Source organism: Sphingobacterium sp. UBA5670, from assembly GCF_002420705.1.
GTDB lineage: Bacteria > Bacteroidota > Bacteroidia > Sphingobacteriales > Sphingobacteriaceae > Sphingobacterium.
This window is the reverse complement of sequence record NZ_DIIM01000018.1, coordinates 396,725-410,382: the sequence shown is the minus strand read 5'-3', so window position 1 is coordinate 410,382 and position 13,658 is coordinate 396,725. Positions and strand designations below refer to the sequence as shown.

Genomic DNA, 13,658 nt, shown 5'->3' with positions numbered 1-13,658 from the left:
GGCTTCTTGCGTTTCTATACTCCCGTATTTCCATGTACAAGCTATTGCATATCCTCCGCCTATTGGTTATCACAGCACATGGCCTTCGCTGAGCCCGGTCCATCGGTAGCTGTTCCGCAACCGTCGCTACCCTGCACTGTCACTGCCCCACAGTGGTATGGTGCATCACCAGTAGCCCTTAAACCAAATGCTCCCTTATTGATAGCCGCAAGCTGCAGTATGAGTCCTGGATAAAATGACCGTAGCCTTCTCAGCTTCCATAGGTGTATTTGCACGAAGAATCGAAATCACTAATGGTCTTAAATATGATGTTTACTGTTGGAGTAGTGATTGTCACTAGTATCTCGAACATCTTGCTTATCTGCCGGAATTGACTGAAAAAAAGCTGAGATAGAAATTTAAACAATCGTTTGTGTAAATTGAGCAAACGATTGCTTTCAAGTTTCATTTTTTATTTAGAAAAAAGTGTTCTATTATTGTTATAGAGATTAAGTTCTTTCATTAGAACCAAGTATAAATCCGATCCAAAAGGATTTTTCTATTGACTGTTTAGTTTGTTTTAAAATAGGTGATTTTTTAGAGGGACCAATTGGTCCCTTTAAATTTATATGAACTTTAAATTATGGATTCTAGAAGAGATTTTCTTAAAAAAGCCGGGATATTGTCATCACTGGCTGTTTCACTCCCCACTTTGGTTAATGCCAATGCAACAGCATCGTCGTTTAATATGTGTGGTTACGCAGCTCCAAAAATTGATAAGGTCAGAGTAGCGGTAATTGGACTCGGCATGCGCGGTCCTGGTGCTGTTGAACGCTTATCTTATATTGAGGGCTGTGAAATTGTTGCACTTTGCGATAAGCATCCAGATCGGGTGGACCGTGCAACGAAGATCGTTACATCAAAAGGTTTGGCAGCGCCTAAAGCGTATTCTGGTGAGGATGGCTGGAAATCCTTATTGAAAGAAGAGAAACTTGATCTCGTCTATATCTGTACCCCATGGGATTATCATACTCCCATGAGCATTGCTGCTATGAAAGCCGGTAATCACGTGGCTTGTGAGGTTCCGATCGCATTGACGATCAAGGATTGTTGGGAGGTAGTGAAGACATCCGAGGCAACTAAAAAGCATTGTATGATGCTGGAAAACTGCTGTTATGATTTCTTCGAAATGCTGACATTGAATATGGTGCGCCAAGGCTTGTTTGGCGAACTCGTTCATGCAGAAGGTGCTTATATTCACGATTTGCTGGATCTTAATTTTGCAAAGAATGGCTATGATAACATGTGGCGCCTAAGAGAAAATATAAAACTAAATGGAAATCTATACCCTACTCATGGAATTGGGCCTGTTGCACAATGCTTAAATATCAATAGAGGGGATAAAATGGATCATCTTGTGGCGATGTCTTCCAATGATTTTATGATGGGAGAAAAGGCAAAAGAGTTAGCAGCTAAGGACTCTTTTTTCCAGGAATTTGTAGGAAAGAAATACCGTGGTAATATGAATACGACGCTTATCCGTACTGCTAAAGGGAAAACGATTATGTTGCAGCATGATGTCACTTCTCCTAGACCTTATTCTAGACTGCATACATTGAGTGGCACCAAAGGATTTGCACAAAAGTATCCTACGGAGAATATTGCTTTCGGTCATGAATTCATTACAGAACAGAAATTAAAAGAACTGTATGACAAATACACACCAGAGTTGGTAAAATATATTGGTGAGCAGGCGAAACAGGTCGGTGGACACGGTGGGATGGATTTTATGATGGACTGGCGTCTAATTGACTGTTTGCGCAATGGATTACCTTTGGATCAAGATGTCTACGATGCTGCGTCGTGGAGCTGTATCGTGCCATTGAGCTTTGAATCCGTAGAGAAGAACTGCAAGACCGTTGATGTACCTGATTTTACAAAGGGAGCCTGGAAAAATAACAGTCCTGTTGAAATCACGCTGAAAGGTGGTGGTAACACGCCTATCCGCTCAAGATCTGCAAAAAAGGAAAATATACAATTGGGTGTGTAGTCCGGTTTTATAAATGACTAATTGGAGGGGAACATTAAAAAGTTCCCCTTTTATGTTTATCTTTAATTATGTTATTCAATCTAACTCTAATTACCTGTTTATCGTTATTTTCCCAAAAGGATACACTTTCCTGTTGTGTAGGGGAAAATATACCCACAAGGGCTGGTATGATTAAATCCCAGATCAACAAGCTGAATAGTCATGTGTCCGGCAAGATGATATTGGTCGAAGGGGGAAAATTTCTGATGGGAAGTTCAAATTTTGAAGATAGTAAGCCTTTACATCAGGTCGAACTTACTTCATTTTACATGGATGAACACGAGGTAACAAATGCGCAGTTTGCACAGTTTGTAAAGGAAACCGGCTATGTGACAGTGGCGGAACGGGAACTGGATCCAAAAGATTTTCCGGGAGTGGACCCCAAGATGTTAGTGCCCGGATCGGCTGTGTTTTCCAAACCCAAAGAGCTTAATTCTTTAAACAATTACCTGATGTGGTGGGAATATGTTCCCGGGGCAAATTGGCAGCATCCAGAGGGGCCAAATAGCAGTATCAATGACAAGATGAATTATCCTGTTGTTCAGGTGGCTTATGAAGATGCGGCGGCCTATGCGAAATGGGCAGGGAAAAGATTGCCGACAGAAGCCGAATGGGAATATGCTGCAAGAGCACGGAAAGATGCGAACGATGATTTATATTATTGGGGTAAAGAGTTGAAGCCTAATGGTCAGTGGACTGCAAATATTTATCAGGGAAAATTTCCGGTGCAGGATTCGAAGGAAGATGGATTTGAAGGAACAGCACCCGTAAAATCGTTTCAGGCAAATGCGCTGGGGCTATATGACATGGAAGGCAATGTGTGGGAATGGTGTGCTGATTTGTATAGACCGGATTATTATCAGCATAGTACGGCTGCCAATCCTAAGGGGCCACAAGATTCCTATGACCCACAAGAACCAAATCTCGAAAAGCGTGTCCAACGTGGCGGATCATTTCTTTGCAACGATCAATATTGTGAAAGATATAAAGCCGGAAGCAGGGGAAAAGGGGAGGTCAACAGTCCGACAAATAATGTCGGGTTCCGTTGTGTAAAAGATATCAAATAAAAAAGGCTTGCATCTGCAAGCCTTTTTTATTTGATTGATATTGATATGCCTTATTGTGCATTCAAAAACATTGATTTTTGACTGTACAATTCTCTGAAATAAGGATCTTGAAGATCTTTGATAAAGCGGATAGCTTCACCAGTTGATTTCATTTCAGGGCCTAATTGTTTGTCCACTTCGGGGAATTTGTTGAAGGAGAATACAGGCTCTTTAATAGCGTATCCCTGTAATTTACGTTCGATCGTAAAGTCTTTTAGTTTGTTGGCACCTAACATAACTTTGGTTGCGATGTTGATATAAGGAACATCATACGCTTTAGCGATGAAAGGAACGGTACGCGATGCACGTGGGTTGGCCTCGATGACATACACATTTTCACCTTTTACAGCAAACTGAATATTTAATAGACCGCGAACGTTCAACGCTTTTGCTAATTTGATAGAGTACTCTTCCATTTTGTCCTGAACAGCTTGTGACAAGCCAAATGGAGGCAATACAGCCGATGAATCACCAGAGTGGATACCGGCAGGTTCAATATGTTCCATCATACCAATGATGTGAACATCTTCACCATCACAAATTGAATCTGATTCAGCTTCTTCGGCACGATCCAGGAAGTGGTCAATCAGGATATGGTTTCCAGGAAGATTTTTCAACAAGTTAACGACAGCTTTTTCTAAATCTTCGTCATTGATGACAATACTCATTCCTTGTCCACCCAATACGTAAGAAGGACGAACCAATACCGGATAACCAACTTCGTTTGCAACTTGTAATGCTTCTTCTGCTGACGTTGCTACACCATATCTTGGATATGGAATTTCCAGTTCTTTCAATAGATCTGAGAAACGGCCACGGTCTTCTGCCAAGTCCATATTCTCAAATGAGGTACCGATGATTTTTACACCAAGTTGCTCTAGACGCTCAGCCATTTTAAGAGCCGTTTGTCCACCCAACTGAACGATAACACCTTCTGGTTTCTCTAATTCGATAATCTCACGTACGTGCTCCCAGAATACGGGCTCGAAGTATAATTTGTCAGCCATATTGAAGTCTGTCGATACAGTCTCCGGGTTACAGTTGACCATAATCGCTTCGTAACCACATTCTTTAGCAGCCAGTAAACCGTGTACACAAGAGTAATCAAACTCGATACCTTGACCGATACGGTTTGGACCAGAACCTAAAACGATGATTTTCTTTCTATCTGAAGAGATGGATTCGTTCTCTTCTTCGAATGTCGAATAGTAGTATGGCGTTTGTGCAGGGAATTCTGCAGCACAAGTATCTACCATTTTGTAAACACGGTTGATGCCTAACTCTTTACGACGGTCGTAAACTTGATCTTCTGTTACATTGCCCAACAACCATGCTATTTGCACATCTGAATAACCTTTTTGTTTTAAGGTCATGAAGAAATCACGTGGGATATTGTTCAATTGGTAACGACGTAATTCTTGCTCAAGGTGTACCAACTCCTGGATCTGTACAAGGAACCATTTGTCGATACGTGTTGCTTTACGGATAGATTCCAAAGGAACACCCAATTCGAAAGCATCTTTGATATGGAATAAGCGGTCACCACTCGGATGTTCCAAACTATCCATGATTTCGTCAAGGTTTCTCCATTGACGACCATCAGCACCTAAACCAGCGCGGCCAGTCTCCAAGGATTGACATGCTTTCTGTAAAGCTTCGATAAATGTACGGCCGATTGCCATTACTTCACCTACCGCTTTCATTTGTAATCCTAATTCCTTGTTTGCTCCTTTGAATTTATCGAAGTTGAAACGAGGGATCTTAACAATCACATAGTCTAATGTTGGTTCAAAATATGCGGATGTTGTCTTCGTGATCTGATTTTGCAATTCATCCAAGTTGTAACCGATCGCCAATTTAGCTGCAATCTTCGCAATTGGATAACCCGTTGCTTTCGATGCTAAAGCTGAAGAGCGTGATACACGTGGATTGATTTCGATGGCAATGATTTCTTCGTTTTCTGGGTTTACAGAGAACTGGACGTTACAGCCGCCGGCAAATGTACCAATTGAACGCATCATCAAGATCGCTTGATTACGCATATCCTGGTAACATTTGTCTGATAATGTCATTCCCGGTGCAACTGTGATCGAGTCTCCTGTGTGGATACCCATTGGATCAAAGTTTTCAATGGTACAGATGATGATAACATTGTCGTTGGTATCGCGAAGTAATTCCAACTCAAATTCTTTCCAGCCCAATACAGCTTGTTCAACCAAAACTTCGTGTGTTGGTGAAGCATGCAAACCTCTATTTAGGGCTGCATCAAAATCTTCTTTTCTGTGAACAAATCCACCTCCTGTACCTGCAAGGGTATACGATGGACGTATAACAAGCGGATAGCCAATTTCTTGTGCAGCTTCTTTACCTTCAAGGAATGAGTTTGCAATTTTGGATGTTGCAACGCCCACACCAATATCAACCATTAATTGACGGAACTCTTCACGGTTTTCAGTTTTTTCAATGGCAGCAACATCAACACCGATAACTTTTACGTTGTATTTTTCCCAAAGACCTAGGTTAGAAGCTTCGATACATAAGTTCAAAGCTGTCTGACCACCCATGGTAGGAAGTACAGCGTCAATGTTGTGCTTTTGCAAAATTTCTTCAATACTTTCGCATGTTAATGGAAGTAAGTAGACATTGTCTGCAACAACTTTGTCCGTCATGATTGTTGCAGGGTTTGAGTTGATGATGGATACTTCAATACCTTCTTCTTTCAATGAAAGGGATGCTTGAGATCCAGAATAATCAAATTCGCAAGCCTGACCGATAACGATGGGACCTGATCCGATGATTAAAACCGACTTAATGGAAGTGTTTCTTGGCATTATATCTAGTTCAAAAAATTAAATTTCCTATTGTAAATCTGAGCAAAGACAATCAAAACTAGCTCATGGGGAAGGGTCATTCCGACTGCTTTGTCGGAGTGCAAAGTTACATTTTAAATTTTGAAAATTAACTATTTATTTTAAGAATATTTCAAAAAAAAATGGGGTTGATTAGAAAAGTGGACTTTAAAAAACATAAATGATGGGCAAAACGTCAGTCGGATGCTTTCCAAAACCTTCAGGATTGTATAGCTGTTGATGCTGTGAAATCCTGAAGGTTTTTTCTTCGATAAGCGGACTTAGTAAACTCATTAATACTTTAATGAGAAAACACAAATCAATAGACTTAAAGGTTTAGAAAAATAGCTACTGATGTATTTAATAAACGATGATTTCATCCGTAAACAAGTAACCCTTTTTGGGGTTGCTGGCTTTGATTTTTATATAACGCGCCTGTTGTGCTTTGTCCAGCTTGAGCTCAAACCTTTTGAAGGTCAATTTGGATTCTTTGTCGGATATATCATTTTTGATTGTTCCTACCGACCGGAATGTACGGCCATTATCCGAAAGCAGGACTTCCATTTCTCCTGGCATGTAAACGCCGGGACCAATCATCTGCATGAAATTCATGGCAACCTGGTGGATTTCTTCACGCCGCTCCATATCGACAACAACGTCAATTGCGCTCGTAAATCCTTGCCATTGGCCATCATGGTAGGAAAGGCCACCCATGATCCCGTTTGTTAAGGTAGAATCTTTTTGTGCCGGATATCCCGACCATTGTGTATTGTAGGTTACTTTTTTCCCAATGGCGCGATGGATATCAATATCAAAAGAAAGCGTAGGGCCGATTTTGATCGAATCTTGAAAATAAGTCGCATTGATATGGCCTGTTGAGCTTAATTCAAATGGACCTGTATAAGGGGTAGATTGGATCGTTGGCTCACTGCTGTCAATGGTATACCGGATCTGATCTGTTTTTAGCTGCTCCGTTGTCAGCGTAATTTTATTATTGTTTTTAGCCGCATTATATGTTGCTGTATAGGCAACATTAAATGAAGGACGATAATAGTTGACGTTCAGATCCTGTAATAGCTTGTAATGTGATTGCAGCCTCCGCTGAAAGTCTGTCCAGCTCTTCGCATCCTTATTTGTCCAATTGACCTCTGATAATGCCAGCGCACGTGGGAATACCATATATTCCAGATGCTCAGTGGTAGGCACATATTCAGTCCATATATTTGCTTGCGCACCAAGGATATGCTTAGCTTTATCTCCTTGTATAGCCGCTGGAATAGGATCATAGGAATAGACCTTGTCTAGTGTCAGGTATCCGCCGATGGCCTCAGGCTGTGTTCTAGGGTCGGTCTGATAGGAGTCAAAATAGAGGTGTGACCCTGGGGTCATGATGACATCGTGACCGGCATTAGCAGCCTTTATGCCTCCATCTTCACCGCGCCAGCTCATGACTGTAGCGCCCTCGGTGAGTCCTCCCTGTAGGATCTCATCCCAACCGATAAGCTTTCTGCCTTTGGATTGTAGGTAAAGGTACATTTGTTTGATGGCATAGCTCTGCAGTTCGTCGACAGACTTTAATCCTTCTTTTTGCATGAGTGCCTGGTCTTTTGGACAGGTCTCCCAGTGTTTTTTCTCGGCCTCATCGCCGCCGATATGGATGTATTGGGAGGGGAATATGGTGAGAACTTCATCCAGTACATTCTTTAGGAATTCAAAGGTTTTTTCATTACCAATACAGAATTCCCCCTGGCTATAGGGTTTGCCAGAGCAGGAGAGTTCGGGATAAACGGCCAGCACTTCTTCCGAATGCCCGGGCATTTCTATCTCCGGAATCACATTGATTCCTTTGCGGGCTGCGTAATCGACCAGTTCGCGGGCTTCCTCTTGTGTATAAAAGCCACCGCTAGCGTTTGGTGTGCCTTTTTCGACGTATTGGCGGCCATTGTTCCACCAATCTTTCCAGCCTGTATGCGTACGCCAGGCAGCCTTTTGTGTTAGCTCGGGGTATTTTTTGATTTCAAGCCGCCATCCAGCGCCATCCGTTAAATGCCAATGAAAGTTGTTGAATTTATAAATAGCCATGATGTCGATATACTTTTTTACAAAAGACAATGGCATAAAATGGCGTGACACATCGAGGTGTAGACCACGGTAGGTAAATCGAGGTTCATCAATAATTGTCGCAAAGGCTATTTTACTTGGGTCAGCTTGTAGATAGCCTAATTGAATGAGGGTGTAGATCCCATTGATAATTTGAGGCACATTCCAAGCCCTGAGCAGCAGGCCTTTTTCATCAATCTGGATGGAATAGGCATTTTTGCTGAGATTGTCTGCATCGACTGCTTTGATAATGCGAAAGCCTTCTTTTGGTGCTTTTTTATTTTTTTTGAGTACTTCGACGGATAGACTTTTGATTGCAGGATGTTCAGTAAGCAATTGGGTGGTCTCCTGAAACTCATCTGAAACAATAACCGGAAGATGTGCAGGGATAGCATATGTTCCCGTGGCCAATGTGATTTTCGAAGGTTTGGGTATAATGTCAAAGTTGGTTTGGGCCTGTGCAGCAAAGATAGATGCACCCCCAAGTAACAACATGGATAAAGATTGGCTCAGTCGCATAGTTTTGTTATTAGATTAATGATAATCAACACAAATATCCTAATTTTTGTTTCATTATTCTATTAATGCCGATAAACGGTCATTTTTTATGATATAAAACCAACAAATAGACGGTTAGAAATTACATTTTTAATCCTTAACTTTGTTGTATGATTGAACTTCCAGTTATTCCGGCAACTCCTGCACAGCGCAAGCCTGATTGGTTGCGTGTCAAATTGCCTGTTGGTAAAGAATATAGACATGTCAGAAGTCTTGTAGACGAACATAAATTACATACGATTTGTGAGAGTGGAAATTGCCCGAATATGGGCGAATGTTGGGGGGCTGGAACGGCAACCTTCATGATTTTAGGAAATATCTGTACACGTTCTTGTTCATTTTGTGCGGTGGCAACTGGCCGTCCGCTGGCCGTAGATTTGGATGAACCAAACCGCGTAGCGAATTCAGTTAAATTAATGCAAGTAAAGCATTGTGTGATAACGTCAGTGGATCGTGATGATCTTAAGGATGGTGGTTCAATTATTTGGGCCGAGACCATCAATGCTATCCGCAGAGAAAGTCCTGAAACGACATTGGAAACACTTTTACCTGATTTTAAAGGACAATGGGATAATTTAGACCGCGTGATAGCAGTTCGTCCCGAAGTTGTTTCGCACAACTTGGAAACGGTGCGCCGTCTGACAAGAGAAGTTCGTGTTCAAGCGAAATATGATCGTTCATTGGAATGCCTACGCAGAATTTCTGAAGCTGGTCTCCGCACAAAATCAGGTATTATGCTTGGTTTGGGTGAAACAGAAGAAGATGTGATCGAGGCCATGCAAGATCTATATAATGTTGGCGTACACATTTTGACCTTGGGTCAATATTTACAGCCTACAAAAGCTCACCATCCGGTTATCGAGTGGATCACACCGGCGCAGTTTGAGAAATATCAGAAAATCGGTTTGGAAATGGGATTCAAGTATGTAGAATCTGGACCATTGGTACGTTCATCTTACCATGCTGAAAAACATTTATTCGACATGCAATAGAAAACGGGTTTAAAGTTTTTTTGGAAGGTATATTTCGCCTTATAGTGGAATTATCTTTTCAAGATATAAAAAAGAAGCCTGAGTGATTTTTCGCTCAGGCTTCTTTTTTCTGAAAATACCCGATTTGGTGAGTTAAAAAGCCTTTCGCTCATTTTCAATACTACTGGCCGGCTTGAAAATAGAAAACTTCGATCGGAAGATATTGGTCTATAGGCGCAAATAATAAAACAACAATAGACGAACATTAGGCCAACGCAATTGTCTTTTTCCGAGGTGGTCTGATGCCTTAGAGGTTAAAAACTGTACGCAGTAAAATCGTTCTTCCACGAAGCTCAAATTCACTCTGGGCAATCATATTGGCGGTCGTCATGTAGGTGCGATAGTTTTTAATATTGGCCAGATTATTTATTTCCAATTCAAGGTCCATTTTCCATTTGTTGACTTTATAGCGTGTGAAGAAGTCTACAAAAGTATAACTTGCATTCCGCATGTTCGTTTGAAAGGTAGCTAGATTACGAAGATTTACACGCATAAAGCCATTTTTGAACGGGCTCGCCGGAAAGCCCAGATTATGCATCATTGTCGTTGTTTTATTTTGGATCGTATTGCTTAGCCCTTCTTGTTTGCTCTTGTTCCAATTGAACATTCCTGTATAGGAAATGTTATAGGATTTAAATAGTTTGGCCTCCAGACTGGGTTGAAATAAATAGCTTATGCTTCGAATAGGAACGATGGCATTATTTAACAATTGATTGTATTTGAAATAGGAGATACTTCCTTTTAATTTGAGCGTACTTGCCAAAGGGAAAATGTATTTGTCGAATCCGATCTGCGATGACCATCTTTCCTGAAGGTTGTCCATATTGACCACTACATTTTCGGTGATATTATTTTTTATAATAGTGGATAATATCGTATTCGAAAATGATCTTGAATAGCTGATGCCTGCATTTGCAAATAAAACCTTTAGGGTACGGGCCAAATTGTAATTGAGATTAAATGCATGTTTTTTGGACTCGTTGAGTGCCGCATTATTCTGGCTGAGCATTCTATAGTTGCGCAATACTACTCCATGGTATATGTCTTCAATGTTGCCAATGTCTTGGCTATATTGATAGCTAAATTGAAGATAATCCTCCTGAGAAACTTGCCATCGCGCTTTTAGATTGGGATTGATTAGCAATGAATTTTTGGAATCCGTCAGCTGCTGGTTTTCATCTTCATAATGCGTAAATAGGTAAGTGACCGGAATATCCAGCTGGGTTTCAAACCTATTGTTTTTCCAGGAATATTGTGGTGTAATGAATGTCTGGGTTCTGTTCCAATGCAGATCATTATGCATCCTTTCGCCGAGTGGCCGACTACCTTGGTCATTGTCCGCTATGGTTAGTAAAGAGTTGAAATGTTGACGATCTGTATTGAATCCAATTTGATAGTACTGCTTTATTCTACCTTTATTGAAGCGATAACCTGTACTGATCTCTGTAAAAAATGAGGGTACATCAATTTGCTGAAGACTACTTTTATAGGGAATGCTATCGTTGAGTATTTCAGGAAAAACACCGGGATAGATCTGTAAAGACTGTGGCTTGCTGCCATAATTTAGAGACCAGTTAATAGCAATGATGTCGTTATTTTTAAGTTGCGGGATATAACTGAACAAGTTACTGAATCCCTTAATGTGGTGTTTTTGGAATTGGTCGATTTGGCCCGAAGTGTTTGTTAGCAATGCTGTTATATCTTTTTTTTCATACTCAAGTGATAAGCTATTGCTCGCATATTTCTGTTCCGTATTGGTGGATGCCGAAAGCCTGGCCGCGCCAAGCCACCGCGCTGTTTTTAGGTGATTTTGTTCATTAAAATAAACATCACCCTCATCGAGCAGGTATTGTGTACTGGAAGCATTATTTTGCTTATCGGTATCGTATAATACCTGAATATTGGATTTTAATTGCCAGCCATTTTTGAGATTATATAAGTTATTGGTATTGAGTAAGCCTGTATTGTTGAAATAATAATTATTTTTAGGTATGTTGGGACTGCCTGTCGTACTGGTCGCCAGAAGATTATTGATTGCCGAGCTGCCAAATTTGGCCAATAAAGATGACTGATTGCCGCCGATGATATCCCCAGAAAGATCTTTACCGGTATTATTCCCGCTGAGGACATTGAGCATCTTTACTTTTTTGTTGAATAAGATGGAATTCAGTTCGGGATCATATAGATTGGGCGTACCAGTACCGATTTTGGCCTGTCCGGTGAGTTTTAGCTTTGCTTCGTCTTTAATAACCAGGTTAATGGCAACGTCGTCTGTAAATCTTTTATTTTTAAGTACCTTATAATGTTCGTGGTTGTCGAGTACCTGAATGTCCTTCACCATTTTGTGAGGTATAGTCCGTGTACCGATTCCATAACGATTTTCCAATAGGTCGTCTCCGTCGATGTAAAGTTTAGAAACAGTTTTGTCCTGATATTTAATCAGCCCAGATTCGGTCACTTCCATGCCCGGAAGACGCTTGATGACATCACCGATATTTCGGTCTTCCTCTTTGGCAAAGGAGCCGACATCGTAAGAGATGGTATCATTGGAACGGGTTACTTTGGGTTTGCTTTTTACAATTACATCTTGCAAAAGATTGGTTTTTGGGACAAGAGCAATTCGAAGGTTTGATGCCTGAGGGCCAAGTTTAAGTTCAAATTTTTCGTAGGTCAGGTGATTGATCTGCAGGTAGATGTTTGTATATTCCTTGGTTAAGGTTATGGTAAAGCGGCCCTCTTTATCCGTCGGTTTGAAGGCAATAATTTTATTTTCTGAAAGGATATTGACGCTTGCAAACGGTACAGGATGGAGTGTTTTATCCACTTGTACCGTTCCGCTAATCGTTTGCTGGGCAAAGGTTATTTGCCCAAGCAAAACGACTATAAATAAACATAGAAATACTTTCATTAAGGCGTCAGCTCTATCGGATTATTGGTAACTTTTGAAGGTTTGTATTTATCGTCTTTTGAAATATTGAAACTCTTTATTTTTGACGGATCCAAAGCACCAAGCGGGGAGCCACTTCCGGAGCCGGAACTGGATCTAACCACGGCCATGTTTCCTGATGAACCTACACTGATGGTTCTGTTTTTTCCCGATTGCGCTTGCATATAAGCTTGTGGATTGGCCTTGAAGGCTTCCTGAATTTTTTTTACTTCTTCTGCAGTGGTTGTGATGACATTCTGCGGCAGAGCGACCGATGTTTTGCCATCTTCAATTTTGTCGAATCCAGCGTAAGCAAAAATGACTTCATTTTTTGTGTCTCGGGCATCCAGGATTAGGCCAGGAAGACCATGGAGTTTCCACGGTCCATAAGAAAACGGCAGTTCGGTTGTAAACCAGGCGATATAGGTCCGGCCTTTGAATGTTGTTTTCGCGTTCTGACAGTTATAGCCACCAATTTCTTTGTGTTCACCCAGTATTTCCCAATCTTGTGTTGGGTAGGTTTGTGGAATGGCAAATTTGTCACTGGCAACGCTGACCACTTCGGTCATTTTGTTTTGATCGGCATCTAATAAATAGGAAGAGCTTGATGGTGTCGAGCGTGTAGTAATGTTTAGTGTACCGTCGAAACCGGGATCTTCCATTTGTTTTTTGACCTCATCTTGCATGCGCTTAGAAGAATAGGAGGTGTAATAACTTGCCCGGGGATTGAGGTAAACCACTGTTTCATCACGTATAAATTGATCCCGCTGGGTACTGTCGTTTACATGTTTGAATTCGTAGTGTACTTTCGCAATGGCTAGTGGAATCTCTTGCGCATATAGAAGCTGTGCAACTATAGATAATAGGATTGATAATGAATATTTCATAAAAATATGTTTATATCGTAAATATACGAAATATTCGTAAAACATAAAATTTATTTCCTTTTCACGCGTAATCTTGGGTGAGCAAATGAAAAGAGGCAAGTATAAAGCTTATTCCTAACGAGTTATTGGGTGG

At 41.0% G+C, this 13,658-nt stretch carries 8 protein-coding genes; 4 read left to right on the top strand and 4 right to left on the bottom strand.

All coding sequences use genetic code 11. The annotated features are described in order from the left end of the window. From B3C94_RS15990 to B3C94_RS15980, 3 genes are all read left to right on the top strand, one after another. Window positions 1-234 (top strand): hypothetical protein (locus B3C94_RS15990; protein WP_293905395.1); only part of this gene is annotated, 234 nt, incomplete at its 5' end. A 388-nt stretch (window positions 235-622) separates the two neighbouring features. After that, complete coding sequence (locus tag B3C94_RS15985) at window positions 623-2,029, top strand: Gfo/Idh/MocA family protein (RefSeq protein ID WP_293905393.1); 1,407 nt, start codon at window positions 623-625, stop codon at window positions 2,027-2,029. 68 nt (window positions 2,030-2,097) lie between these two features. Next, window positions 2,098-3,135 carry a formylglycine-generating enzyme family protein gene (locus B3C94_RS15980; RefSeq protein WP_293905391.1) on the top strand — a complete coding sequence of 346 codons (1,038 nt, stop codon included), beginning with the start codon at window positions 2,098-2,100 and terminating at the stop codon, window positions 3,133-3,135. 50 nt (window positions 3,136-3,185) lie between these two features. Here B3C94_RS15980 and carB read toward each other — a convergent pair whose 3' ends face one another. After that, window positions 3,186-6,005: a carbamoyl-phosphate synthase large subunit gene (gene carB / locus B3C94_RS15975; protein ID WP_293905389.1), complete on the bottom strand. Its 2,820-nt coding sequence runs from the start codon at window positions 6,003-6,005 to the stop codon at window positions 3,186-3,188. Between the two features lie 378 nt (window positions 6,006-6,383). Next, the gene (locus B3C94_RS15970) at window positions 6,384-8,642 is read right to left on the bottom strand and encodes a beta-N-acetylhexosaminidase (RefSeq protein WP_293905387.1); all 2,259 of its coding nucleotides are present in this window, start codon (window positions 8,640-8,642) and stop codon (window positions 6,384-6,386) included. A 149-nt stretch (window positions 8,643-8,791) separates the two neighbouring features. On the opposite strand from B3C94_RS15970, the gene lipA reads away from it, so the two are divergent. Beyond that, a complete protein-coding gene (lipA, locus tag B3C94_RS15965) occupies window positions 8,792-9,673 on the top strand; it encodes a lipoyl synthase (RefSeq protein WP_046672297.1) in 882 nt (293 codons plus the stop codon). Between the two features lie 286 nt (window positions 9,674-9,959). Here the strand turns inward: lipA and B3C94_RS15960 are convergent, their stop codons facing one another. After that, window positions 9,960-12,620, bottom strand: coding sequence for an outer membrane beta-barrel protein (locus B3C94_RS15960; protein ID WP_293905384.1), 2,661 nt, complete (start codon window positions 12,618-12,620; stop codon window positions 9,960-9,962). Then, a complete protein-coding gene (locus B3C94_RS15955) occupies window positions 12,620-13,525 on the bottom strand; it encodes a GLPGLI family protein (protein WP_293905382.1) in 906 nt (301 codons plus the stop codon). Before B3C94_RS15955 ends, B3C94_RS15960 begins: the two co-directional genes overlap by 1 nt. Between the last annotated feature and the right edge of the window lie 133 nt (window positions 13,526-13,658).

Excerpts from the sequence above, each read along its gene's own strand:
- B3C94_RS15960 (WP_293905384.1), bottom strand. The coding sequence starts at position 12,620 with ATGAAAGTATTTCTATGTTTATTTATAGTCGTTTTGCTTGGGCAAATA.
- carB (WP_293905389.1), bottom strand. The coding sequence starts at position 6,005 with ATGCCAAGAAACACTTCCATTAAGTCGGTTTTAATCATCGGATCAGGT.
- B3C94_RS15980 (WP_293905391.1), top strand. The coding sequence starts at position 2,098 with ATGTTATTCAATCTAACTCTAATTACCTGTTTATCGTTATTTTCCCAA.
- lipA (WP_046672297.1), top strand. The coding sequence starts at position 8,792 with ATGATTGAACTTCCAGTTATTCCGGCAACTCCTGCACAGCGCAAGCCT.
- B3C94_RS15970 (WP_293905387.1), bottom strand. The coding sequence starts at position 8,642 with ATGCGACTGAGCCAATCTTTATCCATGTTGTTACTTGGGGGTGCATCT.
- B3C94_RS15955 (WP_293905382.1), bottom strand. The coding sequence starts at position 13,525 with ATGAAATATTCATTATCAATCCTATTATCTATAGTTGCACAGCTTCTA.
- B3C94_RS15985 (WP_293905393.1), top strand. The coding sequence starts at position 623 with ATGGATTCTAGAAGAGATTTTCTTAAAAAAGCCGGGATATTGTCATCA.